This is a genomic window from Paenibacillus sp. Marseille-Q4541 (genome assembly GCF_018310695.1).
GTDB lineage: Bacteria > Bacillota > Bacilli > Paenibacillales > Paenibacillaceae > Paenibacillus.
The window spans coordinates 78,430-103,941 of the sequence record NZ_JAGXCY010000012.1 but is presented as its reverse complement, the minus strand read 5'-3'; the positions used below and the strand labels follow the sequence as shown (position 1 = coordinate 103,941).

Below are 25,512 nucleotides of genomic sequence, written 5' to 3'. Positions count from 1 at the left end.
GTTAGAAAGTGGTCGCAATCATATATAGCAATGGGTATGTGCATTTTGTTTCTCTATCTCATAGATCATTGGCTATTCAAAGAGTTGGTGATAGGTATGTTGCTAATGCCAGTCGCTACTCCCTTGATAGGATTACCTTTAGTTTGGCTTTTAGATATTAAACCTGTTACGGATAAGGAAAGTGATTTGTGAAAGAGTGGGGTATTGGATTGGGTAAATATAGAGTTTTAGTTTTGTTTAAAACATCCATAAGAAAAGGACATAAATGGTTCGGATGGAGAGTGTTAATTATACAGGTTCAACAAAACAGATGTATCTGGAAGTGGATGTGTGTACCCTTGTGGAAGACGAGCACCACAAAAAACAGATATTAAAGTCTATCAAAGACGACTTTGTTTTAAAAATTTAAGGAGTGATACACAATATTCATTTATATTGTTGGTGGAATAATGCTAGTAATCACAGTGTTAATTATTTTGGGTATTACAGAAGATACTCACAAAAGTTACTACTTATCTAATGGAGAATTGTTGGGAATTATTGTGGTTGTAGGCTACATAGTTCTTGGTGGATTAGGTTTCATTCAGGCAGCTAATAATTGGATACCAACTAAGACAGTGTATGGGTGGGAGAACAAAATTGTTGCAATGTCTGATAGTTCCTCGTATGTTGTATCAAGACATTCAGTTGATCGAATTGATAGATATTATTACATGGTGGACTATGGAGATTACTCAAAGAGTCACTGGGTCAATCAAAACTACTCTCGAATCATTCAAACCGAAGACATTCCAAAAGTAGTTACATACATACAAGAAAGACAGGCAACGAATTGGTTTTTGAAAGATATGAACAAAGTTCTTAAGTTAGTTGGTTATGATGACTTGAATCTTCCAAAACGATATGACTTCTATGTGCCTAAAGGTACGGTTATATCAGAATACAAAATAGATATGGAATAAAAACTATATTTAATAAAGAAGGAGATATCCCTTGTTGAATCTAAAGAAATACTTCTGTAGACATGATTGGGAAACACATGACAAACAAGTTCATATTACAGGTGAATATGGAATTACCCAAAAAAGAGGCTTAGTTAGGTTTAGTAAATGTAGTAAATGTGATCTTTCAAAGGAATATTGGGTTTACTATACTCACAAACGTGAGGGTTTCTGGAAATATTAAAAGGAGATGATTATAATGTTGGTGCTGCAAACTAATGATGTGCTAAGACTTGCCGAGAATCAACTGAAAAGAGATAAGATTTCATATAAAGAATTAAAAGTAGATTTAGATTTTGACATTATGGAGTATGATCAAGTTAATCGTCAATTTTATTTACATAGTACTAAGAACAATCCAATCCTTACATATAGAAATAGCCATGGTATGAAAATACCGATTAGATTTAATCAGATTAGAACGTATATTTCAAACATCTATTCACACGCAACAAATATAGTGTTTAGAGTTACAGCCGATGATGAACTTATGTTAGAGAACTCGGCAACGAATGATGAAGCAATGGAATACATAGATATCAGCGTGTTTATCACATTAGATGATAAAGTAGACGCCGATTTAGAGTTTGCTAGAGACTTTGCAGATTTAGCATTAGCAATTAAAAATGAATCGCTGCTTAAGCTTGTAGCGGAGGATTATTCACATTTATTTTAAAGATAAAAATAATAAGTATTAATACATAGGAAGAAGATAAAACATAAATTTTATAATCAACATTTCATATAAACAATTTAAATTAGGGGGAACAACATGTCGAGTATAGTAATCGATAAAAAATTAATACAGAGTTATAGAATTATTGATAGTTTGCGCCTGCCCCATGGGATGTACCTTGCCAGCTCTAGTTCAGATTATTCTTACACATGGTTAAGAGATTCATTTTATTGTAGTCTTCCTTATCTTAATAAGAAGTGTAATACATACGAGAGAACATATTGGCGTATTTTAGATATGTTTAAGGAATATGAATGGAAATTAGAACATCACACTAAGCATCGGCCGATTCACCAACACGAATATATTCACGCAAGATATTCTGCGCATGATGTAAGAGAAATTGATACTCCTTGGGGACATTCACAAAACGATGCAGTGGGAGCTATTCTATGGGGAATTGGAGAAGGTGTTAAGCAAGGAAAACAAATACTAAGAGATAACAAGGATAAAGAAATCCTTCAAAAGTTAGTTTACTATTTGGAGACTCTTGAGTACTGGAATGATCAAGATTCAGGCATGTGGGAAGAGAACAGGGAGAGAAGAAGTTCAAGTATTGGAGCATGTGTAGCAGGATTAAGAAGTGTAAGCAGTATTGTAAGCGTTCCAGAATACATAGTTTCAAACGGGTTAAATGCATTATATGAGCTATTCCCATATGAGACGAGTAGCCGTAAATACGACTTGGCACAATTAAGCCTTATCTATCCGTACAATATATTCGGTAACGACTTTAATAGTATTATTGTAAAACAAGTTGAAGATACACTGCTAAGAGAACGAGGAGTTATTAGATACAAAGGAGACAGTTATTACTCTACACAAGAGGGGATTTATGGGCGAAACCAACCTTTAGATTTATACTATGGCTCTGAAGCTGAATGGTGTTTTGGATTTGGATTCTTGGCTATGGCTCATCTACAATTAGGGAATGTTGATAAAGCGAAGTACTATGTATCTGAATTTGAAAAAGTCATGTTAGAAGATGGAGCAATCCCCGAACTTTATTATGCAGGCTCATCTAAATACAACGTAAACACACCGTTATGTTGGGCAAACGCCATGTATATTGTTAGTAATGAAAGTTTAAAATAAAAATAATGTACAAAGATACATAATATGATATAATCTTTACTATAAAGGAATGTCCCAAAAAGCTTAAAAAGCACAGTGAGTCATAATAGGCATTTTGGGACACGATTTTTAGAGGAGGTTATTCATGATAGTCACTGAAGTAGCTGAGCTAGCAGTAATTGATCTAGGCTTTAGTTGGACTAAGGGACAGAGAGGTGGAAAGGTATTTAGACAACCATCAGTTACAGGCACAATTAAGAATGTATTTGAAGAGGATATCAAGGGGGATGATTTTGTATACGATGAGAGTTTATTTGTAGGAAATCTAGCTTCTAAGCACAGTGATATTAAGTACTTCACGATGGATAAGAATAAGCCAGAAGCTATGAATACAGATGTCATCATGAAAACATCTCTTGGGTACTTGGGTGGGAAGAAACCTTTAAATTTACTTACAGGATTACCTTATAAATTCTATTTCGATCAAAAGAGTGACATGGAGAATAAAATATTATCATTTAACGATGAACCTAGTTTCACACTAAGAAAAGGAAAGAATAAACCTGTTAACATTAAACTAAAAATAAATGACTTAAAGATAGTACCTCAAGGTTATGGGATAGCTATGGACTACATCTTAGATGATCAAGGAAATATTGCTGATAAGAATATTGCGAGCAAAAGAATACTTGTTGTTGATTTAGGTTTTTACACATTGAATCTCCTGGGATTAGATAAGATGACGATCATGGGAGAATCAGATAGTACATTAACGGGAGTTCACAAGGCATATAAGCTTATACAAAAACAACTCATGCAAGCTTTTGGTCAAACTCCTGAACTATATCAACTAGATAGGTTTGTTATCAGTGGAAAATATGAAGGATACGATATTCGACCAATAATAAACAGTGCTTTTGAAGCTTTAGCAATACAAATTATGAACGATATCAATAGTTTAAATATGAGGTTTGATTATTATTTAATTGGCGGAGGTGCTGCTGGTTTTATATTCAGATACTTAGATTTACCCAATAAGATATTATTCGATCAGTTGTCTCAGATTAACGGCTACAAAAAGATAGGTGCTCGTAAATGGAAGTAGATTATGCGAGAGCCAAACTCCGAAAAGGTAAAGATGAGGATCTAAAGCAAGCTTTCAGTAAAATACCTAATCATTATGATCAAAGTTATATTGTGAGAGAAGCATTGAGACAATTCTTTTTTACTCGTGAGGGTAGAACACCATTGTTTTATGCTGAACAGCTGTATGAAACTCAAACTTCAATCATGCCACAACATAAAGCACATGTTAGAGATGTTGAGTTAGAGATCAAGCCTTCACATATTAAACTTGAAAAAGTAGAAGAGGATATTGATTTAGATAAGGCTATTGATTCATTACTTGATTAAGTAGGCTTTTGCCTACATACATAGTTTAGATTTAAAACATGAAAGGAGTTGGACAATTATTGTGCATATTTTGCAATTACCACAGGCATGAAGACTATAGTAATATCTTCACTCCTGACTGCTCAGTCAAGCTGAAAGATTATGTACATAGAACAAAGGAATTAGATCACAAAATTATATCCAGTATGGAACATGGATTCCAGGGACGATATTTTGATACTTATGATGTAGCTAAAAAGAATGGGTTAAAGTTTATATTTGGAACTGAAGCGTACTGGGTTAAAGATAGATTTGAAAAGGATAATACAAATGGACATATGTGCTTATTTGCTAAGTCAGAAAAGGGACGACGAGATATTAATCGTATCCTATCTGAAGCCAATGAGACAGGGTATTACTATAAGCCACGTATTGATCTAGATTTAATATCTACATTAGATCCTAATGAAGTCTTCGTTACTAGTGCTTGCATTGCTTTCTGGCAATATGACGACATTGAAAATATTGTCCTTGATTTAAATTCTTATTTCGGAAAAAACTTTATGTTAGAAGTTCAAGCACATCATACAGATACACAAAGAGAATTACATAAGAGAATCTTAAAATTATCAAATGCGCATAACATAGAGTTAATTGCGGGTTGTGATAGCCATTTCATATACCCTGAACAATCAAAGGATAGAGATGCTGTACTAGAAGCAAAAGGAATTGTGTACGAAAATGAGGAAGGATGGTTTATGGACTATCCTGATGGAGAAACATTGAAAAATAGATTTATGGATCAAGGCATTTTAACTGAAGAACAGATTGATAAATCAATTAAAAATACACTAACATTCATGGATTTTGACGATTATGATTCTGACATTATAAAAGTATTTAGTAAGGACATCAAACTTCCTACTTTATATCCTGAACTAACTCAGACTGAAAAGGACGACAAATATAAAAAACTTCTTAACACTCAGTGGAAGGAAGCCAGAACAAAGATTAGTCCAGAAAAATATCCACATTATTTAGATGAAATAAGAAAAGAAGGGCAGGTAGTAGTCAATACTGGGATGTCTGATTACTTTCTTATCGATTATGAAATTGTAAAAGAAGCTACTAAAAATGGAGGGATTATTACTTCAACTGGACGTGGCTCAGGTGTGTCATTCTACACCAACACGCTACTTGGATTTTCAAAGGTAGATAGGATAGCAGCACCAGTTAAACTTTATCCTGAACGGTTTATGAGCGAGAGTCGTATTCTTGAGACGAAAAGCTTACCAGACCTAGATTTAAATTTAGGAAATCCAGAAGTATTCATTGAAGCACAAAACACTATCTTGGGAGAAGGACATGCTTTTCCCATGATTGCTTTCGGAACATTTAAAAAGAAGTCAGGATTTAAGCTATATGCAAAATCGCAAAATTTAGATTTCGATATAGCAAATGAAATTACTAAGCAGCTAGATAAGTATGAGAAGGAATTAAAGTATGCCGATGAAGACGAACAAGATCTAATCGACGTTTATGATTATGTCGAAGAAAAATATCATGATCTAATCAAAGAGAGTGAAAAGTATACAGGAATCATATCGGATAAAAAACCTCACCCTTGTGCGCATTTACTTTATCAAGGCAATATTCGTGAGGAGATAGGCTTAATAAGAATAAAGAGTGAATCTACAAAAAAGGAAGTTATCGCTTCACTAATTGATGGTGATATCGCTGAACGTTTCAAGTTCTTAAAGAATGATCTGCTTAAAGTAGACGTTGCAAAAACTACACATGATATATACAAACGCTTAAACAAGCAAATACATAGTGAGACGGAACTATTAGAGGTAATAAGGGACAATAAAAAGGTATGGGATATATACGCACAGGGATTAACAGTTGGAGTTAACCAAGTAGAAAAATATTCAACAACACAGAAAGCAAAGAAATTTAAGCCTATAAATATTTCTGAGTTAACAGCTTTCATCGCAGCTATTAGACCATCTTTTAAATCAATGTATCCAACATTTGAAGCCAGAATTCCTTTCTCATATGGTATTAGCAGTTTTGATGATCTTATACAGACTGAGGAGATGCCAAACTCTTTCGTATTGTATCAAGAGCAAACAATGGCAACGCTTAGTTATGCTGGATTCCCATCAGATGAAACTTACGGAATCATTAAAGCAATTAGTAAAAAGAAACCCGAAGTTGTTAAACCGTTAAAAGAACGATTTATAAAAGGATTCTCGAATAAAATACTTGATAAAGAAAAAGTTACAGTAGATGAAGCTCAAGAAATGAGTGAAAAAGTATGGCGTATTATAGAAGACTCCTCCGGTTACGGCTTTAATGCGAGTCACGCATATAGTTACGCACTTGACTCAGTATATTGTGCTTATCTAAAAAGCCACTATCCAATTTACTTTTATGAGACACTCTTGCGTCACTTTTCACTAAAAAAGAATAAAGACAAAGTTGCCCTACTTAAAGAAGAGATGCAACGTGGATTTGGCATTAAAGATGGAGGAATTAAATTCGGCGCTGATAACCGAGGATTTGTTGCTAATGAGGAAGCAAATATAATTTATTCAGATTTATCAGGAATTAAAAATATGAGTGCTAAAGTTGCTGAGGATTTATATGAACTTGGTAAGAATACATATGATTAATTTATTGATTTGTTAATTGATATAGCTGATACGTCTGTAAACAAAAAACATCTTGATATTCTCATTAGATTAGATTATTTCGATATGTTTGGGAATAGCGGATATCTGCTAAAGTTATATGACGAATTCCAAAATGGTGAGTTTAAGTATAAGAAGACTTATGTTGATCAGACAAAAGCAAAGAGATTAGAAGAATTAAGAAAGATGGAGATAGAGCTATCCAAAGATAATGATCTAAAACTTCTTCCTAATGAAATTATCATGTTCCAGAAAGAATTATTAGGTTATTGTGAATTAACCTATCCAAACATGGATTTGAGTTGGTGTGTGGTTACTGAGATTGATACTAAATACTCACCTAAACTTACTCTCTACAACCTTAATAAAGGAGCAGAGAAGGTATTCAAAATGAGTAAGAAGCTATTCAATACGAGAAATAAGGAAACTCAAATTGTAGTTGGAGATTTAATTCAACTTCTGGGACACAAGAATGAATTTAAAAAAGTACCAGATGGTAACGGGAACTTTGTTGCTACAGATCAAAAAGAACAGTGGATTACAGAATACAAAAAATACATCATTAAGGAGAATGAAAATGAGTGATCAACTAAGTAAAGTTAAGCTTGAAGAATTATTAGAAAAAAAATTAACAGATAGAGAGTATAAAGAACTATTGGAATTTGCTTTATTAAAATTATTAAGAGATAAAAATAATGAATTATAATACGAATTTGGATAGGTTTGAGTCGGATTACCACATACATAGATTTTCTGAGCAAGAAACAGAAGAAACATATTACTCAACTTGTAGTGGATGCGAACAAGATATAACAAATTATGATCTGATGTCTGGTGAAGTGGTAGAGATATATGGGATGAATGTACACGACACATATAGCTGTATTAGGAAAGCAGTTGAAGCTAAAACGGTATTACCAGGAGAGGAGTAATAATCTGAAGGATTATAATTATGAGTTTTTAGTTAACAGTGAGCTGAATTTTATGAAGGTTGTGCAAGATTACATGCATGTTTATATAGAAAATTATTACGAGGAAGGGCTGATTACCCTTAAACAGAAAGAAAAGATAGCGGAGTACCACGATAAGAGAATTAATGATTATATCAATAATAGATTGTCATCTATACACGAAAGTGGTGATAAGTCTGATTAGAAGCCTATATGGATTTGACTTATCGATGGAATGTACTGGACTAACTATTTTTGATTTGGAAAGCTTACAACCTGTGTTGATCACTAGTATTTCGACATCACATTTCAAGAAATCAGCTACTCATGGTCAGAAATTAAAATACATAGAAGATGAATTAATAAAGATTCGTAAAGAGTATCAACCCGAAGTTGTTACTATCGAACGAGGGTTCAGCAGATTTAACACAAGTACACAAGTTATTTATAGAGTTCATGGTGTAGTCAATAAATTGTTCCACGATTATGAGCAAATTTATTATCCTCCTAAATCAGTAAAAGAAGCTATATGCCGTGGGGACGCGACGAAGAAATATGTCCAGGACACAATACATAAGATATATCCGAAAATAGAATTTAACAATGAAGATGAATCAGATTCGTTTGCTGTAGCTTTAACATACCTTATAAAAAAGAATCTCATTGATTGGGATAAAGAAAAGATTAAAAAGATGAAGTAATACGAATAGGACAAATTGCGAGGGGAGTAGGTATAAGTTAGAGGTGATAAGAATGGATGATGAAGTAACAACAATTAGTTTAGAGGAAGACGGATACAAGTTAATCACATTTAAAGATGGATCAAAAATATACATAAAATCAATGAACGAGCCTTCTGATGAAGCTAGAAAGAATTTAAACAGAGTGTTTAACGAGCTAATAAGACAGGGTAAATTATAACAGGGAGATCTTTTCTCCCTGTTTTTTATTTTGCACTAGAGAGGACGCGACAAATATGATGGACTCAACTGAAAAACATAAACGTAGACCCAACCGTCTCATTAACGAGAAATCACCGTACTTGCTTCAACATGCCAATAATCCAGTAGACTGGTACCCATGGGGAGCTGAAGCATTCCAGAAAGCACAGAGAGAGGGCAAACCTGTTTTCTTATCTGTAGGCTATAGTTAGCCTTCGGGCTAACTAATGGGTATAAAATAAGAACTTGTCATTGGTGTCATGTCATGGAGAAGGAATCTTTCGAAGATCAGGAAGTTGCAGACTATCTGAATGAACACTATGTATCCATCAAGGTCGATAGAGAAGAGCGACCGGATATAGATAACTACTACATGTCCGTATGTCAGGCATTAACTGGGTCTGGCGGCTGGCCGCTTACCGTGCTACTTGCACCGGATCAGAAGCCGTTTTATGCAGGGACTTATTTTCCGAAACATCGCAAGATGGGCCAGATCGGACTCATGGATGTACTATCCCAGATACAGCAGAAGTGGTCAGCGAACTCTGAGTCGATCTTGGAAATGAGTGAACAAATTGTAACGGAAATAAATAAAAAAATGATGGAACATATACCAGGTACGGTAGAGGAAGAACTGCTGCACCGTGCATATCGGCAGTTTGAGCAATCTTTTGATGAGGAATACGGAGGATTTGGAGACGAACCGAAATTTCCATCCCCCCATAACCTGATGTTTTTGATGAATTACTATAAAGTATATGGAGAGGGTAAAGCACTTGAAATGGTCGAAACTACGCTGATTCGTATGTACCAGGGTGGAATATATGATCACGTAGGTTTTGGCTTCTCAAGATATGCGACAGATCAGAGATGGCTGATTCCTCATTTTGAAAAAATGCTCTATGATAACGCGCTACTTGCATTAGCCTATCTAGAAGCATACCAGTTGACTGAAAAGCAACTGTATGCTGAAGTAGCCGAATCCATCTTTACTTATGTTCTGCGTGATATGACATCTCCAGAGGGAGCTTTTTACTCGGCAGAAGATGCTGACTCCGAAGGAGTTGAAGGCAAATTTTATGTGTTTTCCCGTGAAGAGATTGAAGATGCTCTTGGGGTAGAAGAAATGCACCGATATTGTAACGTTTACGGGATTGAGCCGGGTGGAAATTTTGAAGGAAAAAGCATCCCTAACCTGCTGAAAGGTCTTCCTAGGGAAAATGCAGAACTTCGAGGAATGAATCCCCTTGCCCAGCAGAATTTGCTGGAGGAAGCACGGGAGAAGTTATTTGCTTATAGAGAACAAAGAATTCATCCTTTCAAGGATGATAAGATATTGACGGCTTGGAATGGTCTGATGATTGCGGCCTTAGCCAAAGGTGCGAAAGCTCTTCAGAATCACGGGTATGCTGAAGCAGCTGAGAAAGCAGCCGATTTTATTTGGTCAACCTTGCGGAGAGAAGATGGAAGATTAATGTCACGTTATCGTGATGGTGAAATGAAATATGCCGGACATCTGGATGATTATGCTTACCTTGCTTGGGGACTTACGGAATTGTACGAAGCGACGGGCAAAGTTTCTTATTTAGCGAAGGCGCTTGATGTAAAAGATGATCTTTTTGCTCTCTTCTGGGACGAGGAAAGAGGTGGATTCTACTTCACAGGAAAAGATAGCGAAGAACCACTTCTGCAAGGTAAAGAGTTCTATGATGGGGCACTACCGGCTGGAAACTCGGTACTTGCTGTTCTGCTCACGAAATGGGCGGCGATGACCCAAGACATGGAACTGCTTCACTTCGCACAAGAACACTTGCATGCATTCGCAGGGGAAGCGAGTTATTATCCTGCAGGTCATGCACTGTATCTCACTGGAATGTCTTATGGACTACAAGGTGGTAAAGAGATTGTTATAACAGGTAAGCGGAAGGATATAAAAATGCAGGAGATGATTGCCATCGCGCAAAAATCGTATGCACCGGATGCGGCCCTCTTGATTGTTTATGAAGAAGAATCGGGGGAGATATATCAGTTGATTCCTACGCTGCAAGATAAGAAGGCAGTAAACGGAGAAGCCACCGTGTATATATGCCACAATTTTAGCTGCAAAGCGCCCCTGACGACGACAGAAGAAGTGAGAGAAGCAATGAGAGCCAGCAGATAAGTATGTTCATTGTTGTCAATACAAATAGCCCATGAGCTAACTCAACTACATGGTTCTTAACCACGGTACATGAGATAGAAGTTCATGGGCTGTTTGCAATTAAGTCTAATATATTCTATAAAATTATTATGTATAAGCTTCTAGTTGCCCCTATTCCTGCTTTTTAGCCTTCGTAGTCGGCGCCATGGTTGAAAGGTTGAATCAAAGCAGCACTGTTAGGTAAGGTAATACCGATGATCAGTCCCAGCAGGATTGTTGCGGAAATTAATGTTTTCTTCATTAATCATTTCTCCCTTAAAAATAATATCATTCAATAAATCATAACACATTTTTAGCTGAGAGACGGATGCGTGTGTTCTAAGTACTTCGAATAAGGAAATTGCCTTTTTGAAATACTTATCATTTTTTAGTTTATCAGAAGCCAGCAGCATGTGTAAAGTAATGTCTATTGCTTCCGAAATCTTACCGTTTTTTTGATGATATAGGGCAAGCATGTACTGATAAGACAAGTAATAAGACCCGCTGACCTTCTCTTCATACATTCGGTAATCCTGAATATGTTTGTTCAAATAAGAGAGTTCTTCGTCAACATTGTAATCATAGTTAATAGCTGACTCTAAAATCGTGATCAGACCTGGCAGAACTTGCTTAGGGTTACCATCAAGAAACTCAATGTACTCTGGAATCTGTAATTGGTTCCCACCTAGCACTTCAATGGTTAACGAATTCGCTTGGGAGAAAAAATGAAAATCATTGATAATTCGTTCACCGGTTTCGGTGGAATCATGTAACCAGCTGAGGTCTGAGTAGTAAGAAATATACTCTTTCGCTTTTGCATATTGCCTCAGTTTTTGATAGGAGAGACCCGTCATGAGGTAGCTGTATCCAAAATAAAAAATAATGTGTTTACTGAAGGTTTTATCTGTATCATCCAGTTTTGAAAGCTCTTTATGAATTTCTTTAGCAGAGTCAAGCAAATCGTTTGATAATAAGATCACTTTTTCCCAGTTCTCAAATGCATAATGCATCTTTATCATTTCAACGAGTGTATCTAGATCAAGCGGCTCGGTATGATCGTAGTATTCAAACACCAAGGCATCTCTCCTCAACTCTGTAATTCCTTTATTTTACATTACATACCAATTATGTTCAATCAACTTAAAGTTTCTAATATCCGTGGACTAAGACTATTCTACTTTCTATAAATGTATTCTTTTCTTATATTTTTGATTCGCCTCTTTCACTTCTAAAAATAAAAAAAGGCTGTTCTCAGCGTCATTATTGATGACCCAAGAGCAGCCTTTTTTATTTTTTAGTAAGGATTAACTACGAATGGTTGCCGTAATCTCTTCATCAAGTTCAAGGCTAACATCTTCACGATAAGCGCGGATATTATACTCTTGATGAACATAACGGAGAATGGCTTCAATCATATTCGCTTCAACGAGGAATTGGTTGCGACCTTGCGCCCATACCTCAGCACTGTATCCTGTATCTTCATCCCAGCTCAGTTCAACCTGAACTTCGGTGGGTTGTATTTGTTTCCGTTCAGCAGTATGAAGGCATATTGCATTTACGATTTCATCCATTGTAATAACCATAAATCTTAGTACCGTCCGTTTCCGCCGTTAATATCACGAGCTCTTTCGTTTTCTTGACGACGTTTCTTGATGGATCTGTAGATTCCTACTCCAAGCATAACGAGTACATAAATTGCTAGAATGTTAATTGCAAGTCCAAGCAGTTCACCGAAGAAGCCCATGTTACCAAAGAGTCCTCCAAACAGCATACCTGCGAGACCACCGATCATAAGACCTTTCATCAAAGATCCACCGCTAAAGAACCCAGGTTTCTTGGCAGCTGCACCTGTTGTATTGTTCGTACTGTTATTTTTTGTATTTGAAGTTGAATTGCTATTGCTGTCAGAACGGCTTGGATTATTTTGATATGATTTCGTACCTGATTTAAAACCACCGCCACCGCGGCGTGCATCTGCGTTATCAGGAATTGCTAGCGTCGAGAATAACAAAGTAAAAGCCATCAAGACCATAAAAGTACGTTTCGTGCTGAACCATTTTTTCATATGAGTGAAATACCCTCCTGGATTGTTTGTTTTTTTGTAACCTCTAAATGAATACGTGTGAAAAAATGAATGGTTTCATTTTTTGTGAACAATTAATGCATACCAGATGCTTCTCGTTCTTGATGACGAGTTCCCATAAGCTGAGTGACCCAATCACACCATTCAATTCCTGTTCTTGCGTTCATCGTTCCTTTGGTGTTAATGATATACTCTCCAAAGTAGGGACTTTTAGGTTGGACTGCTTCATCTGGTAAACTGCTGAGCAGTGCTTCATAGTACTCAAGGCGCGATTCAAACCAGTGTCTGCGCTCATCTACCCATCGTTTCATGACAACCGGATTAGTGACTTGAAAACAGATCATTCTCAGGTTAAGCTCATCCCTTATTGCCGGGGTGGACACGGGTGTATACATCCAGTCCAGTAACTTCTGAATACCTTTGTCAGTGACACGGTACATTTTTTTATCCGGCTTGTCGGTTTGCTCAACCCAGCGAGAAGATAGTAGTCCGTCTTCTTCCATACGGGAAAGTATCGGGTAAATTTGACTATGCTTTGCTTGCCAATGAGGCTGAATTTTTAGCATAAGATCATAGCCGGAAGATTCGTCACGTGTAAGTAACCCGAGCAAACCATAGGACAGTATGTTCAAGTGGACATGTCTCCTTTACTAGGCTATAGCTACATAAAAACCTAAGATTTAAGCGTTTTCTATAACTATAATATGAATAAAAGTGTACACTAATACTGTATGGTTTGACAACCGTTGTTCATGTCTCAAATTTAAACTGTTTTTAACAATGTCACAGAAATGTAAGAAACCAAATAAGAAAAGCTCTGAATTACACAATGTAATTCAGAGCTTTTTGAAGTGTTAAGATTGCGATGTAAGATTTTTATTGCCATCGACTACAAGATCCAATGCGCCTGTTTTCGGGTCGATAATCATACCGTGAATCGGTACGCCTGGAGGAAGAAGAGGGTGGTTGCGAATGAGATCTACCGTCTCCATAACCCCTTCTTCTACGTTATCGAAGCCGCGAAGCCAGCGGGTCAGTTTAATTCCAGAATGTTCAATGGTGTTCAGTACGGTATCAGAGATTCCTCTGTCCATCATGTGATGTATCATGTCATCACTGTTGAGTGCTGCCATACCGCACTCGTGATGTCCTACTACGATAACTTCTTCTGCCCCGAGCTCGTATAAGGCAACAAGAATACTACGCATTGCACTGCCGAATGGATGAGAAATGATAGCACCTGCGGTTTTAATAATTTTCACGTCACCGTTACGTAAATTCATCGCTTTCGGAAGAAGTTCTACAAGCCGTGTATCCATACAAGTTACGATCATCATTTTTTTCTGAGGGAACTTGTCCGATATGTAAGCCTCGTATTCTCGATTCTCTACGAAATGCTTATTATGCTCCAGAATATCTTTGATGTTGTCCATGATTCATCATCCCCCTAGGTCATTATAAATGATATAGAAATTAATAATAAAAATTAAACCTGAGCACCTTGTTCACGATAATCTTTTGGGAAAAGATATAAACCATAGTGTTGTCCGTTACTGGACAATCTCAAGGAAAGGTCGCCTGAATCTGTCGATAGATGAAGCTCTTCTTCAAAAAAAACAGCCTTTTGACCGTCAAGAATAAAAGTGAGTTCTGGAACATTACTTTCTAGCGTAATATCCGAAATTTCAACGTCAGAAACAATATGGAATGCAGGAACGCCGCTGACTACACAGCCGCAGCCTTCCGTGTCATGTACTAAACGAATGACACCTGGCGTATCACCAAGCTTTTTCTTTAGAAGATCTTCTGCAGCCTTGTTTACTTTTATTTTCATAGTCACTCGTTCACTCCTTTACGTATAGATAGTATTCTGTTCTTAAAAGTTGATTATACGACTTGCAAAAAGTATGATCAATAGGAAGAAAGTAAATTGTAAATGGGGTGCAATCAAATGAATCACGAAATTCAAACCAAATTAGATCATTTCTTGAACTTGAACCGCAAAATAAAGAGTTATTACGAGGCCATCGGACTATTGCATTGGGATCTGGCGACAGGTGCTCCGCGTAAAGGTGTAGATACCCGTTCCGAAACCATTGGTATGCTTACTACGGAAGCTTTCAAACTTTCTATCTCGGATGAAATGAAAGAATTGATTTCTTTTTTAACCAGCCAAGACGTATTTCATGAGCTGCAAGATCAGGAACAGCGATTGGTAGAGGATGTTAAGCAAGAATTGAATCGTATGCAGTCCGTTCCACCAGAGAAAATTCAGGCTTTTAGCGTGCTTGCACCAAGATCACAGGTCAAATGGGAGAGCGCAAAAGAGAGCGGAGATTTTTCTGTTTTCGAGCCTTTCTTGACACAAATTGTAGATATGAAGCGCGAATTCATTGATTATTATGGTGTGAAGGATACACGGTATGATACGCTGCTTGATATGTTTGAACCGGACCTTACGGTAGCGAAGCTCGACGATGTGTTCAGCAGGTTGAAAGCACGTCTCGTCCCTCTCCAAGAGAAAATTACTAAATCTGTACATAAACCAGATACTTCATTTCTTGATCAAACCTTTGACATTAATAAGCAAATGGAGTTTAGCCGCTACATTTTAAAGGAAATGGGTTATGACTTTGAAGCAGGAAGACTCGATGAGAGTGTACATCCATTCGCAACTGGACTCAATCCAGGTGACGTACGTATTACGACTCATTATTATGAAAAAGATGTAGCCAGCGCCGTGTTCAGTTCGCTTCATGAAGGCGGTCATGCTTTGTATGAACAAAATATTGATCCAAAACTGGCAGGTACCCTTTTGGCTGAGGGAACTTCTATGGGTATTCATGAATCCCAATCGAGACTATGGGAGAACATGATCGGACGCAGTCTTCCGTTCTGGGAGCGCTATTACCCTGTGCTGCAATCCTACTTCCCAGAACAACTTAAAGATGTTTCCGTACAATCTTTTTATGAGGCCATTAATAAAGTGGAGAGTTCGCTCATACGTATTGAAGCGGATGAACTGACCTATAATTTGCACATTATTATTCGCTATGAAATAGAGAAGATGTTATTTAACGAAAACTTGTCCGTTTCGGATCTTCCGTCCGTATGGAATGAGAAGTATGAACAGTATCTTGGCGTAACTCCGCCACATAATGGAGTAGGCGTCTTGCAAGATGTACACTGGTCCAGCGGTGATTTTGGTTATTTTGCATCTTACTCGCTAGGGAATATGTACGCAGCGCAGATCGTGAACACGATGCGTAAGGAGATCCCGGAATTCGAGAATTACCTTCGCGAAGGGAAACTTACACCAATTAAAGAATGGCTTACCGAAAAAGTATACCAGTACGGGAAGTCCCGTAAACCATCTGAACTGATTCTTGCCATCACCGGGGAAGAATTAAATCCAGATTATTTGGCAGATTACTTAGAAAATAAATATAAAGAAATTTACTCCTTGTAATGTATATAGTAAGAGATTTCTTCCTTTCATAGATTACACGTTAAGCTGGCGGTCCTTTGGATCTGTCAGCTTTTTTTACATGAGTGTAGAATCGGATGAAACGTAAGGGAACATTCTCTCAGGACGCATTAACCAATTGGAAGCTCTCTGCATACATATACCCATAAATTGCTTTACTTACTTAGGGGAGGGTTTATGGATGAAAGGAAGAGGATGGTGGAAGCTACTTGCACTGCCGGTTCTCCTGCTGAGTGTTGTTCTCAGCGGGTGTACTGGTGGGAAAAGTGGTGGGGATGTAAAAGTAAGAGTTGGCGAGGTAACTCGTTCGGTGTTTTACGCACCAGAATATGTTGCTGCTGCAAAAGGATTTTTTAAGGATGAGGGACTTGATGTAGAGATTCAAACAACAGCAGGCGGTGACAAGACAATGGCTGCTCTCTTGGCAGGGTCCATTGATGTTGCACTCGTTGGTGCGGAGACCTCTATCTATGTATATCAACAAGGAGCAGAAGATCCAGTCATTAACTTTGCCCAATTAACACAAACCGACGGAACCTTTTTATTTGCAAGAAATCAGCAAGGAGATTTTGACTGGTCTCAGCTAAAGGGGAGTGAGTTCCTCGGTCAAAGAAAAGGTGGAATGCCTCAGATGGCTGGAGAGTTCGCCATGGGCAAAAAGGGGATCGATCCACACAAGGATTTGACGCTGATCCAAAATATTGATTTTGCGAATATTGCTTCTGCATATGCCTCTGGGACAGGAGATTATGTACAGCTCTTTGAACCGCAAGCCTCCATTTTCGAAAAAGAAGGAAGAGGAAAAGTGGTTGCCTCCTTCGGTGTAGAAAGCGGTCATCTTCCTTATACGGTCTTTATGACAAAACAAAGTTATATCAAATCCAATCAAGAGACGGTAGCGAAGTTCACTAGAGGTCTGCATAAAGCACAGACATGGGTAAATGAGCACTCGGCTGAAGAAATCGCTGATGTGATTATGCCATTTTTTAAAGACGCGGATCGCGCGATTATTGTAAGTAGTGTAGAGCGTTACAAAACCCAAGGAACTTATGCAACTGATCCGATTATTGATGATGAAGAATGGAACAACTTGCTTGCAGTTATGAAAAATGCAGGAGAACTGAAAGAAGAAGTACCAGCTTCTGCAATTGTGAACAACGACTTTGCGAGTGATGTTGTATCTTCCAAGTGAAGTCGTTTTACAAAAGGAAGTGAGTAGATGTCATTAATAGAGATGAATGATATTACGCATGTGTACGTGACAGAAAGAGAAGCAAAGCTCACGATTGAATCTCTTCATCTAAAAGTAGAGCAAGGAGACTTTATAAGTTTAGTCGGTCCTAGTGGCTGCGGCAAAACGACGATTCTCTCTATGATAGCGGGACTCCTGTTTCCAACGAAAGGGGAAGTCCGTTTATCTGGTGAGATCATCAAAGCTCCCTCTCCCAAAGTTGGATATATGCTGCAGCAAGATTATTTGTACCCATGGCGCACCATTATGGAGAATATACAGATTGGTCTTGAAATAACAGGACAGTTTACAAACGATTCTGTGACCAAAATAAGCGACATGCTGGCGAATATGGGGCTATCTGGAACGGAAAATTTGTACCCCTCTTCCTTATCCGGGGGAATGCGTCAACGGGTCGCTCTCGTTCGAACGCTGGCGACTAATCCAGATCTGTTACTCCTGGATGAACCTTTTTCAGCACTAGATTACCAAACTAAACTTCAACTTGAAGATCTCATATCGGAAACGCTTCGGGAACAAGGAAAGACGGCTATTCTGGTTACGCATGATTTATCGGAAGCTATTGCAGTGAGTGACAAAGTCATTGTACTGGATAAAAATCCGGGACGGATCCGAAAATCTTTTGTTATTCCGGACGCAATTCGCGGGGCCCAGCCCTTTTACGCTCGCGAACAGGATGGATTCAATGATCTATTTAACGAGATATGGAGAGAACTAGAATCAACAGACGGAAAGGGGGATAACGGATGAAGGAACCGGATCGTATGAATCAATCATCAGGGCAGGAGTGGCTGCAGCAAATTCATGATCAGCACCACCGTAAGCGGAAATCCTGGCGCCGGAAAGTCACTCTCACTCAAATTTCCATTCTCGTCTTGATGTTTTTATTCTGGGAAATTGCCGGAAGACTGAAATGGATTGACGTCCTTCTGTTCAGTTATCCCTCTAAAATCTTTGCCCAGCTCGGTAAGGATATCGTCAGCGGTGAAATTTGGGGCCATTTATCGGTTACCGTGTTTGAGACGGTTGTCGGCTTTTTACTCGGTACCATCCTCGGTACACTTATTGCCATCTTGATCTGGTGGTCTCCTTTTCTCTCCAAAGTACTCGACCCTTATCTCGTTGTCTTTAACAGTATGCCGAAGGTAGCACTCGGCCCTATTTTTATCGTTATGTTTGGTGCTGGTTTTACCGCGATCATCATGACAACGATATCTATCACCGTCATTATTACAACTCTTGTTGTATATAACAGTTTTAATGAAGTAGATCCGAATTATGTGAAGGTAGTCCGTACTTTCGGAGGCAACCGAAAGCAAATATTTCGCAAAGTTATTTTCCCTGCCTCATTTCCTGCGATTGTCTCCACTCTAAAAGTAAACGTAGGGCTTGCCTGGATTGGTGTCATTGTTGGAGAATTTCTCGTGGCCAAAGAAGGGCTTGGTTATCTTATTATCTATGGTTTTCAGGTATTTAACTTTACCCTTGTTATGTCGAGTCTCATTGTTATTGCCGTTGTTGCTACTTTCATGTATCAACTTGTGGCCTGGCTCGAACGTAAATTATTGGGTGGACGTGAGCTCTAGTTTTGATCTTGAAATGAAATGAAAAGTTATATAACTTTGTAGATTTAGCGTCATAGGAGATGTTACATTGTTCCATTAACTAAAATCATGTACGATAAATACCTACGATCCGTTTGGGTAATAACAAGACTGTAGTTTTGAGTGACAGAATCTTGATTTACCGATAGAGATAGAGGAGAGATATCATACATGGGGTTTCGAGTTATTAAAACAGCCATTGCTGCACTTATGGCTGTCCTGATTGCCGATGCTGCTGAGCTTCCAGGTCCGACCTCGGCAGGGCTACTAGCTATTCTTGGAGTGGATGTAACTCGCAAAAGAAGCCTGAAAACCATTTCGGCGCGATTTTTCGCGTCGGTAGTCGGGCTTCTTTTTGCTTCCGTATTGTTTGCGGTTCTAGGATTTCATTACTGGGTGCTTGCCGTATATATACTAACTGCCTTTCCTGCAATTGTACGAGCAGGTTTCAAAGAAGGAATTGTGACTGGTTCGGTCGTAGTGTTTCGAGTGTTTAGCGGAGGGGAAATCAGCATGCACGTCGTGTGGACCCAGATCCTGATGCTAGTTATCGGTCTTGGGTCGGCGATGGTCGTGAATATGGCTTACATGCCAAAGCCTGATAATAAGCTGCTCAATATACGCCACGACATCGATAAATTTTTTTCAGTTATTTTCAAGGAATTCGCGAATACCTTAAAGGACCCTTCTTATGCATGGGGAGGGAAAGAGATTATTGAAGCAGAAAAAGCGATCAGCAGCGGAATTGCGGCTTCCAAAATGTATTTGGAAAATCAGGTTATCCATCCGAATGAGGAATGGACTGTCTATTTTTACATGCGAAAAACGCAGCTAGATTCCATGCAGCATATGATGCATCTCATTTCACAGGTATATACAACGATGACGCATGCTGAGATGGTAGCGGAGCTGTTTGATCAGCTGAGTGAAGATGTGCAAACGGAGTTTTACACCGGACGGACCGAGAAGCTGCTGCGAGATGTAGAAGAAGAGTTCCGTACTATGGAACTTCCAACGACTAGAGAAGAGTTTGAACTTCGTTCTGCGATTAGGCAATTGTGCAGAGAACTTGCTATGTATCTGAAGATTGCGAAAAAGGATAAAGCTCCTTTTCCAGTGTCAGCAAAAGCAGAATAGGTTCTTTTAACTAAATCATAATTAATAGAAAAATAAGTGGCTTAATCAATCAACAAATGCCCATGTCCTGCATACATATAAATGGAATGATTGTATGGAGGAGGTTCAAAGATGTCATTAGGTCATAAACAACAATGTAGAGAGATCATTACGAAAGCGATCTGCGGTAAAGGTCGTAAGTTCTCTACCGTAACACATACCGTGACTCCGCCACATAATCCTACCAGTATTTTAGGTGCATGGATTATTAATCACGAGTACGAAGCAGTTGCGGCTGGTGACGGAATTGAGGTTATTGGTACTTACGATATCAACATTTGGTATTCTTATGACCAAAACTCTCAAACCGACGTTGCCAAAGAAACGGTATCTTATGTAGAAAATGTTCCACTGTCGTACCTTGATCCGAAACACCGTGCTTCTACGATTGAAGTTTCTGCGGAGTCAACGCAGGAGCCTAGTTGTGTAGAAGCAAGCGTATCTTCGAATGGAGATAGCGTACTGATCCGTGTGGAACGCGAATTTGCTGTTGAACTGATTGCCGAAACCAAAGTCAATGTTTTCGTAAGTCCTCATGGCTGTGGGGAAGACGACAAAGATTATGATTTCGGTTCGGTCGACGGGGATTTCGACGAATTAGATCCAGATACACTGGATGATGAACTGTAATTTTTAATTTTGCTGAACTGTTTAGATCTGTTTAAAGCATCATATGCGCCGAGTTCATCGGCGTAGAGGGCGGCAGCCCTCCTTTTTTTATTTTTTTAGATCTTTTTGGAGAAGGGAAGGCGCCCTGATGGTACAAATCCGGAATTTACCTTTATATGAGCGGATGTCTATAGAAGAACGATCTGCAAGATTAAACCGTTCCGGTCTCGGGTCCACCTTCTCTATACATAGAGAGCATGAGAGTGATTTTAAAGTTTGTTATGAAGTACTGGTCAGTCAGCTAAAAGCATTGCGAATTCGTAAAGTGGAATACGCTGGAATAAAGCAAGGAAAAGAGACGTCTTTACTTCGGGAAGATGGTTCTACACTATATAAAAGAATTGAAAGAGCAGCTGTAAAGGCAGCCTATGCCCTGAATCTCGAACACGCCGAGGTTGTTCTGCAATCTTCGGATAAAGGAGCTATTGTTACGAGTGTGAATGATCGCCCATGGCTGTTAAATGATAGCGTTCATCATATGTATGAACAGGGAATTCTGGAAACAGAACTTGCTTTAGCTGCGGAGAAGGAATCTGGATCTGTACCGGTACTTGGCATGGACCCGGAATTTTTACTATTACGTGAAGATAGATCTATGGTTCCTGCCTCTCGATTTTTGGATCGTCAGGGAGAAGCTGGATGTGATTCGATAACTCAAGGGGGAAGACGAATTTATCCAGTGGCAGAGCTTCGGCCGAGTCCTAGTGCTGAACCGAGGGAATTAATGATCCATTTAATGCATGCTTTCCAAACCGCCTCTTCTCTTATTACAGATCGATCATTGATCTGGTGTGCGGGTGGCATGCCCATTAAAGGGATTCCTCTGGGAGGCCATGTGCATTTCAGCAGTGTGGTGCTAAATTTTGAATTGCTGCGAGCACTGGATAATTATTTAGCTTTGCCTGTAGCCATACTGGAAGATCCGAGGAGCGCGGGGAGAAGACCGCGTTATGGGTATCTTGGTGATTTTCGAGTTCAGCCGTACGGAGGATTTGAATATCGTACCCTGCCGAGTTTCCTAATCTCACCAATGATCGCAAAGGGGGTCGTTGCTATCGCGGGGCTTATTGCTTCTCAGTACCGAAACCTTACCCTCCGTCCGCTGGATCAACCAGAGATTCATGCAGCTTTTTATGAGGGGAATAGGGTGAAGCTTCGGTCCGTAATGGAGCCTCTTTTGCAGGAGCTGATTCTGCTGCCCGGATATAGGAAGTTTCATAAATATATGAATCCGCTTGTGTCTGCTTTGTATGAAGGAAAGACATGGGACGAAACCAGAGATATTAGACCGATGTGGAATATTCCGTCAGAGCCATGACATGAATAGTCTTTTTGTTATAATAGAGATCTGAACGATAGAAAGCAGTATCTGAAACCGAAGATATGGAAGCTTTAAAACGTGTAGCAGGAGTGGATAAATATCATGGCCCAATATACGCCGATGATTGAACAATATCTCAAAGTAAAAGAACAAGCGAAAGATGCGTTTCTTTTTTTCCGTTTGGGTGATTTTTATGAAATGTTTTTTGAAGATGCAACGCTTGCCGCAAAAGAACTAGAAATTACACTAACCGGCCGGGAAGGCGGAGGCGGCGAACGAATTCCGATGTGCGGAGTACCCTATCACTCTGCTGATAACTATATTCAGCGTTTGATCGAAAAAGGATATAAGGTTGCGATCTGCGAGCAAATGGAAGATGCGGCAACAACCAAAGGGATGGTTCGCAGGGATATAGTGCGTGTCATCACACCGGGAACTGTTATGGAAGGCAAGACACTCGGTGATAAATCGAATAACTATATGGTGTGTCTCACTCAAAACAGTGGAATGCTTGCCATTGCAGCATGTGATCTCTCGACGGGAGAATTGTATTTGACGTCTGCACCTTACTCGGAAAAATGGCTAAAGGATGAGATCGGGATTTATGAACCATCTGAGTTGCTGGGGGACGCTGCGCTTCTTCATACAGTAAAGAGTGAGCTCTTGGCAGGTAATCGTCCTGTTACTTATACGGAGTACGAAAAAGTAAAAGCAGATCTCGTCATTCAGCAGTTTGGAGAAACGGTATGGGCTAGACTTGGTGAGGAGCGCAAACACTGTCTTGCAACCTTATTTGCTTATCTGCATGAAACGCAGAGGCGCTCTTTAGGCCAGTTGACGCAAGTATCAACTTATGAACCTGACAATTATATGATCCTTGATCCTTTTACAAGAAGAAATCTTGAACTTGTGGAAACGGTAAGGGATCGTTCAAAGAAAGGTTCACTTCTGTCCTTAATCGATAAGACGGAAACATCAATGGGCGCGAGAATGCTTCGCCGGTGGATTGATAAACCGCTTTTGCAAAAACAAAAAATTGAAGAACGTCTCGAAGCAGTAGACAAGCTTTATCATCAGTTTATTTTGCGTGAAGACATTCGTGAGCAATTAAAAGAAATCTATGATCTGGAACGTCTGGTAGGACGAATTGCTTTTGGTAATGCCAATGGGCGGGATATGAATGCACTGAAGGTGTCCCTTGCCCGGGTACCGGCGTTAACAGAACTTTGTTTGAACTCTCCATCTGTCACCTTGCAAAATATAGCGAGTTCACTTGATCATTGTTCCGATTTGAAGGAACTCATTGAGGAAGCGATTGTGGACGAGCCTCCCGTATCCGTACGGGACGGAGGAATGATTCGGGAAGGATACCATGAGCATCTCGATGAATTAAGGTACGCAAGTGTAAATGGGAAACGCTGGATTGCAGAGCTAGAAGCCAGAGAGAGAGAAGCAACAGGGATTCGCTCCTTGAAGATCGGATACAACAAAGTGTTCGGATATTATATAGAAGTAACGAAATCAAACGTTGCTTCCTTGCCAGAAGGAAGGTACGAACGGAAACAGACATTGGCTAATGCTGAACGTTATATTACTCCTGAGCTAAAAGAGAAAGAGTCTCTGATTCTGGAAGCAGAAGAGAAGATGGTAGGTTTAGAATACTCTCTATTCACTGAGCTTCGCGACAAGCTGGCAGGAGAAATTAAAAGACTTCAACGTCTAGCAGAACAGGTTGCCGAAATTGATGTCTACCAATCCCTCGCTACGGTAAGTGCAGAGCGGGGCTTTGTAAAACCGCTTATTACAGACGGGTTTAATATGAAAATTGTTCAGGGCAGACACCCTGTTGTGGAATCTGTCATGCGTGATGGATCTTTTATGGCTAACGATGCGGTAATGGAACAAGAAAATCCGCGGATTTTGCTTATTACTGGGCCTAATATGGCTGGGAAAAGTACGTACATGCGTCAGGTTGCGCTGATTACCATTTTGGCTCAGATGGGTTGTTTTGTGCCTGCTCAGCAAGCGGAAGTGCCAATTATGGATCGGATCTTTACAAGAATTGGTGCGGGTGATGATCTGATCGGTGGTCAAAGTACGTTTATGGTCGAAATGGCAGACATTCAGATTATGACGGAAAAAGCCACACCGAGGAGCCTAATCATTATTGATGAACTGGGACGGGGGACGTCAACAAGTGAAGGGATGGCTATCGCCCAGGCTGTAATCGAGTATGTCCATGATCATATTGGTTGCAAGGCGCTTGTATCGACACACTTTCATGAACTGTCTCACCTAGAGGAAAGTCTTGCTTCTCTTCGCAACTATTCTATGGCAGTACAGGAGAGAGAAGATGAAGTACAATTTCTCCGCAAGCTAATCCCAGGAGCGGCAAGCAGCAGCTATGGTATTTATGTAGCTAGGCTTGCGGGTCTTCCTGGTTCGATTATTGAAAGAGCGAATGGTCTCATTCAGATGACTCTTGACGTTTCGGACAAACATTTTCATGATAATACGTTAACTGCGGTTTTACCTGATTCTGTTGATCATAGTGATGCCAAGTCTTATGCTTCATCAGCTCAATTGGAGTCTGCTGCAGGGAGAGAACAAGGAGCTGAAGTGAAGGATAGTCAGCAACCTAATTTTATGTCCAATGTTCGAGCACTCCCAGCAGATGAATATGTAATGGAGTCAAAGAATTTTGAAATCGCTGAAGAGAGCACCCAAGGTTCAGAAGTGGTTCAGCTATCTATTTTTGAAGATGAAGACCTTAGACCTAAGAAAAAAGAAGCTCAGGCAGAGATAGATCCTGCGCTTAAACAGATGATTAAGAAGCTAAAGACGGCTGATCTGATGAATATGACACCACTGCAAGCCATGCAACTCGTGAATGAACTGAAAATGAAAGTGAACGATCTGTAATTGTAATAAAGTAAGGAGTAAAGGGAGGG

Annotated in this window: 26 protein-coding genes; 20 read left to right on the top strand and 6 right to left on the bottom strand. The window is 39.2% G+C overall.

What is annotated here, in order from left to right; genetic code table 11:
- Positions 1-449: 449 nt before the first annotated feature.
- From KFT32_RS14350 to KFT32_RS14300, 12 genes are all read left to right on the top strand, one after another.
- Positions 450-962: a hypothetical protein gene (locus KFT32_RS14350; protein ID WP_211747905.1), complete on the top strand. Its 513-nt coding sequence runs from the start codon at positions 450-452 to the stop codon at positions 960-962.
- A 238-nt stretch (positions 963-1,200) separates the two neighbouring features.
- Positions 1,201-1,677 (top strand): hypothetical protein, encoded by a 477-nt coding sequence (locus tag KFT32_RS14345; protein ID WP_211747904.1) that lies wholly within the window; start codon positions 1,201-1,203, stop codon positions 1,675-1,677.
- A 96-nt stretch (positions 1,678-1,773) separates the two neighbouring features.
- The gene (locus KFT32_RS14340) at positions 1,774-2,832 is read left to right on the top strand and encodes a glycoside hydrolase family 15 protein (protein ID WP_211747903.1); all 1,059 of its coding nucleotides are present in this window, start codon (positions 1,774-1,776) and stop codon (positions 2,830-2,832) included.
- 124 nt (positions 2,833-2,956) lie between these two features.
- Entirely contained in the window at positions 2,957-3,916 is a 960-nt protein-coding gene (locus KFT32_RS14335; protein WP_211747902.1) for a ParM/StbA family protein, read from the top strand.
- Positions 3,907-4,224 (top strand): hypothetical protein, encoded by a 318-nt coding sequence (locus KFT32_RS14330; protein ID WP_211747901.1) that lies wholly within the window; start codon positions 3,907-3,909, stop codon positions 4,222-4,224. Before KFT32_RS14335 ends, KFT32_RS14330 begins: the two co-directional genes overlap by 10 nt.
- Positions 4,225-4,262: 38 nt before the next feature.
- Positions 4,263-6,881, top strand: a complete 2,619-nt coding sequence (locus KFT32_RS14325) for a PHP domain-containing protein (protein ID WP_211747900.1) — start codon at positions 4,263-4,265, stop codon at positions 6,879-6,881.
- 9 nt (positions 6,882-6,890) lie between these two features.
- Positions 6,891-7,484 carry a hypothetical protein gene (locus KFT32_RS14320; RefSeq protein WP_211747899.1) on the top strand — a complete coding sequence of 198 codons (594 nt, stop codon included), beginning with the start codon at positions 6,891-6,893 and terminating at the stop codon, positions 7,482-7,484.
- Positions 7,477-7,605, top strand: coding sequence for a hypothetical protein (locus KFT32_RS27455; RefSeq protein WP_283246438.1), 129 nt, complete (start codon positions 7,477-7,479; stop codon positions 7,603-7,605). The genes KFT32_RS14320 and KFT32_RS27455 overlap by 8 nt, the downstream gene beginning before the upstream one ends.
- Before the next feature lie 390 nt (positions 7,606-7,995).
- Positions 7,996-8,550, top strand: coding sequence for a crossover junction endodeoxyribonuclease RuvC (locus KFT32_RS14315; protein WP_283246437.1), 555 nt, complete (start codon positions 7,996-7,998; stop codon positions 8,548-8,550).
- Between the two features lie 52 nt (positions 8,551-8,602).
- Positions 8,603-8,770, top strand: coding sequence for a hypothetical protein (locus KFT32_RS14310; protein ID WP_211747897.1), 168 nt, complete (start codon positions 8,603-8,605; stop codon positions 8,768-8,770).
- A 55-nt stretch (positions 8,771-8,825) separates the two neighbouring features.
- Complete coding sequence (locus tag KFT32_RS27685; protein ID WP_481856337.1) at positions 8,826-9,002, top strand: DUF255 domain-containing protein; 177 nt, start codon at positions 8,826-8,828, stop codon at positions 9,000-9,002.
- A 53-nt stretch (positions 9,003-9,055) separates the two neighbouring features.
- The gene (locus KFT32_RS14300) at positions 9,056-10,951 is read left to right on the top strand and encodes a thioredoxin domain-containing protein (protein ID WP_211747896.1); all 1,896 of its coding nucleotides are present in this window, start codon (positions 9,056-9,058) and stop codon (positions 10,949-10,951) included.
- A 215-nt stretch (positions 10,952-11,166) separates the two neighbouring features.
- Here KFT32_RS14300 and KFT32_RS14295 read toward each other — a convergent pair whose 3' ends face one another.
- From KFT32_RS14295 to KFT32_RS14270, 6 genes are all read right to left on the bottom strand, one after another.
- Positions 11,167-12,042 (bottom strand): hypothetical protein, encoded by an 876-nt coding sequence (locus KFT32_RS14295; RefSeq protein WP_211747895.1) that lies wholly within the window; start codon positions 12,040-12,042, stop codon positions 11,167-11,169.
- 231 nt (positions 12,043-12,273) lie between these two features.
- Positions 12,274-12,552, bottom strand: a complete 279-nt coding sequence (locus KFT32_RS14290) for a YxcD family protein (protein WP_211747894.1) — start codon at positions 12,550-12,552, stop codon at positions 12,274-12,276.
- A gap of 5 nt (positions 12,553-12,557) precedes the next feature.
- Positions 12,558-13,034, bottom strand: coding sequence for a hypothetical protein (locus tag KFT32_RS14285; protein ID WP_211747893.1), 477 nt, complete (start codon positions 13,032-13,034; stop codon positions 12,558-12,560).
- 92 nt (positions 13,035-13,126) lie between these two features.
- The gene (locus KFT32_RS14280; RefSeq protein WP_211747892.1) at positions 13,127-13,684 is read right to left on the bottom strand and encodes a PadR family transcriptional regulator; all 558 of its coding nucleotides are present in this window, start codon (positions 13,682-13,684) and stop codon (positions 13,127-13,129) included.
- 222 nt (positions 13,685-13,906) lie between these two features.
- On the bottom strand, positions 13,907-14,485 hold the full coding sequence (locus KFT32_RS14275; RefSeq protein WP_211747891.1) for a beta-class carbonic anhydrase: 579 nt from the start codon (positions 14,483-14,485) through the stop codon (positions 13,907-13,909).
- A gap of 53 nt (positions 14,486-14,538) precedes the next feature.
- Positions 14,539-14,886, bottom strand: coding sequence for an iron-sulfur cluster biosynthesis family protein (locus KFT32_RS14270; protein ID WP_211747958.1), 348 nt, complete (start codon positions 14,884-14,886; stop codon positions 14,539-14,541).
- Between the two features lie 117 nt (positions 14,887-15,003).
- Between KFT32_RS14270 and KFT32_RS14265 the strand changes: the two genes are divergently transcribed.
- The 8 genes from KFT32_RS14265 to mutS all read left to right on the top strand — a co-directional run bounded on the left by KFT32_RS14265 (position 15,004) and on the right by mutS (position 25,483).
- On the top strand, positions 15,004-16,521 hold the full coding sequence (locus KFT32_RS14265) for a carboxypeptidase M32 (protein WP_211747890.1): 1,518 nt from the start codon (positions 15,004-15,006) through the stop codon (positions 16,519-16,521).
- A 199-nt stretch (positions 16,522-16,720) separates the two neighbouring features.
- Entirely contained in the window at positions 16,721-17,731 is a 1,011-nt protein-coding gene (locus KFT32_RS14260; RefSeq protein WP_211747889.1) for an ABC transporter substrate-binding protein, read from the top strand.
- Positions 17,732-17,758: 27 nt separating this feature from the next.
- Positions 17,759-18,541, top strand: a complete 783-nt coding sequence (locus tag KFT32_RS14255; RefSeq protein ID WP_211747888.1) for an ABC transporter ATP-binding protein — start codon at positions 17,759-17,761, stop codon at positions 18,539-18,541.
- A complete protein-coding gene (locus tag KFT32_RS14250) occupies positions 18,538-19,377 on the top strand; it encodes an ABC transporter permease (RefSeq protein WP_211747887.1) in 840 nt (279 codons plus the stop codon). The genes KFT32_RS14255 and KFT32_RS14250 overlap by 4 nt, the downstream gene beginning before the upstream one ends.
- A 189-nt stretch (positions 19,378-19,566) precedes the next feature.
- Positions 19,567-20,532 carry an aromatic acid exporter family protein gene (locus KFT32_RS14245; RefSeq protein WP_211747886.1) on the top strand — a complete coding sequence of 322 codons (966 nt, stop codon included), beginning with the start codon at positions 19,567-19,569 and terminating at the stop codon, positions 20,530-20,532.
- A gap of 111 nt (positions 20,533-20,643) precedes the next feature.
- The gene (locus tag KFT32_RS14240; RefSeq protein WP_211747885.1) at positions 20,644-21,201 is read left to right on the top strand and encodes an outer spore coat protein CotE; all 558 of its coding nucleotides are present in this window, start codon (positions 20,644-20,646) and stop codon (positions 21,199-21,201) included.
- A 127-nt stretch (positions 21,202-21,328) separates the two neighbouring features.
- A complete protein-coding gene (locus KFT32_RS14235; protein WP_211747884.1) occupies positions 21,329-22,558 on the top strand; it encodes a putative amidoligase domain-containing protein in 1,230 nt (409 codons plus the stop codon).
- 105 nt (positions 22,559-22,663) lie between these two features.
- Positions 22,664-25,483, top strand: a complete 2,820-nt coding sequence (gene mutS, locus KFT32_RS14230; RefSeq protein ID WP_211747883.1) for a DNA mismatch repair protein MutS — start codon at positions 22,664-22,666, stop codon at positions 25,481-25,483.
- The last annotated feature ends 29 nt before the right edge of the window (positions 25,484-25,512 follow it).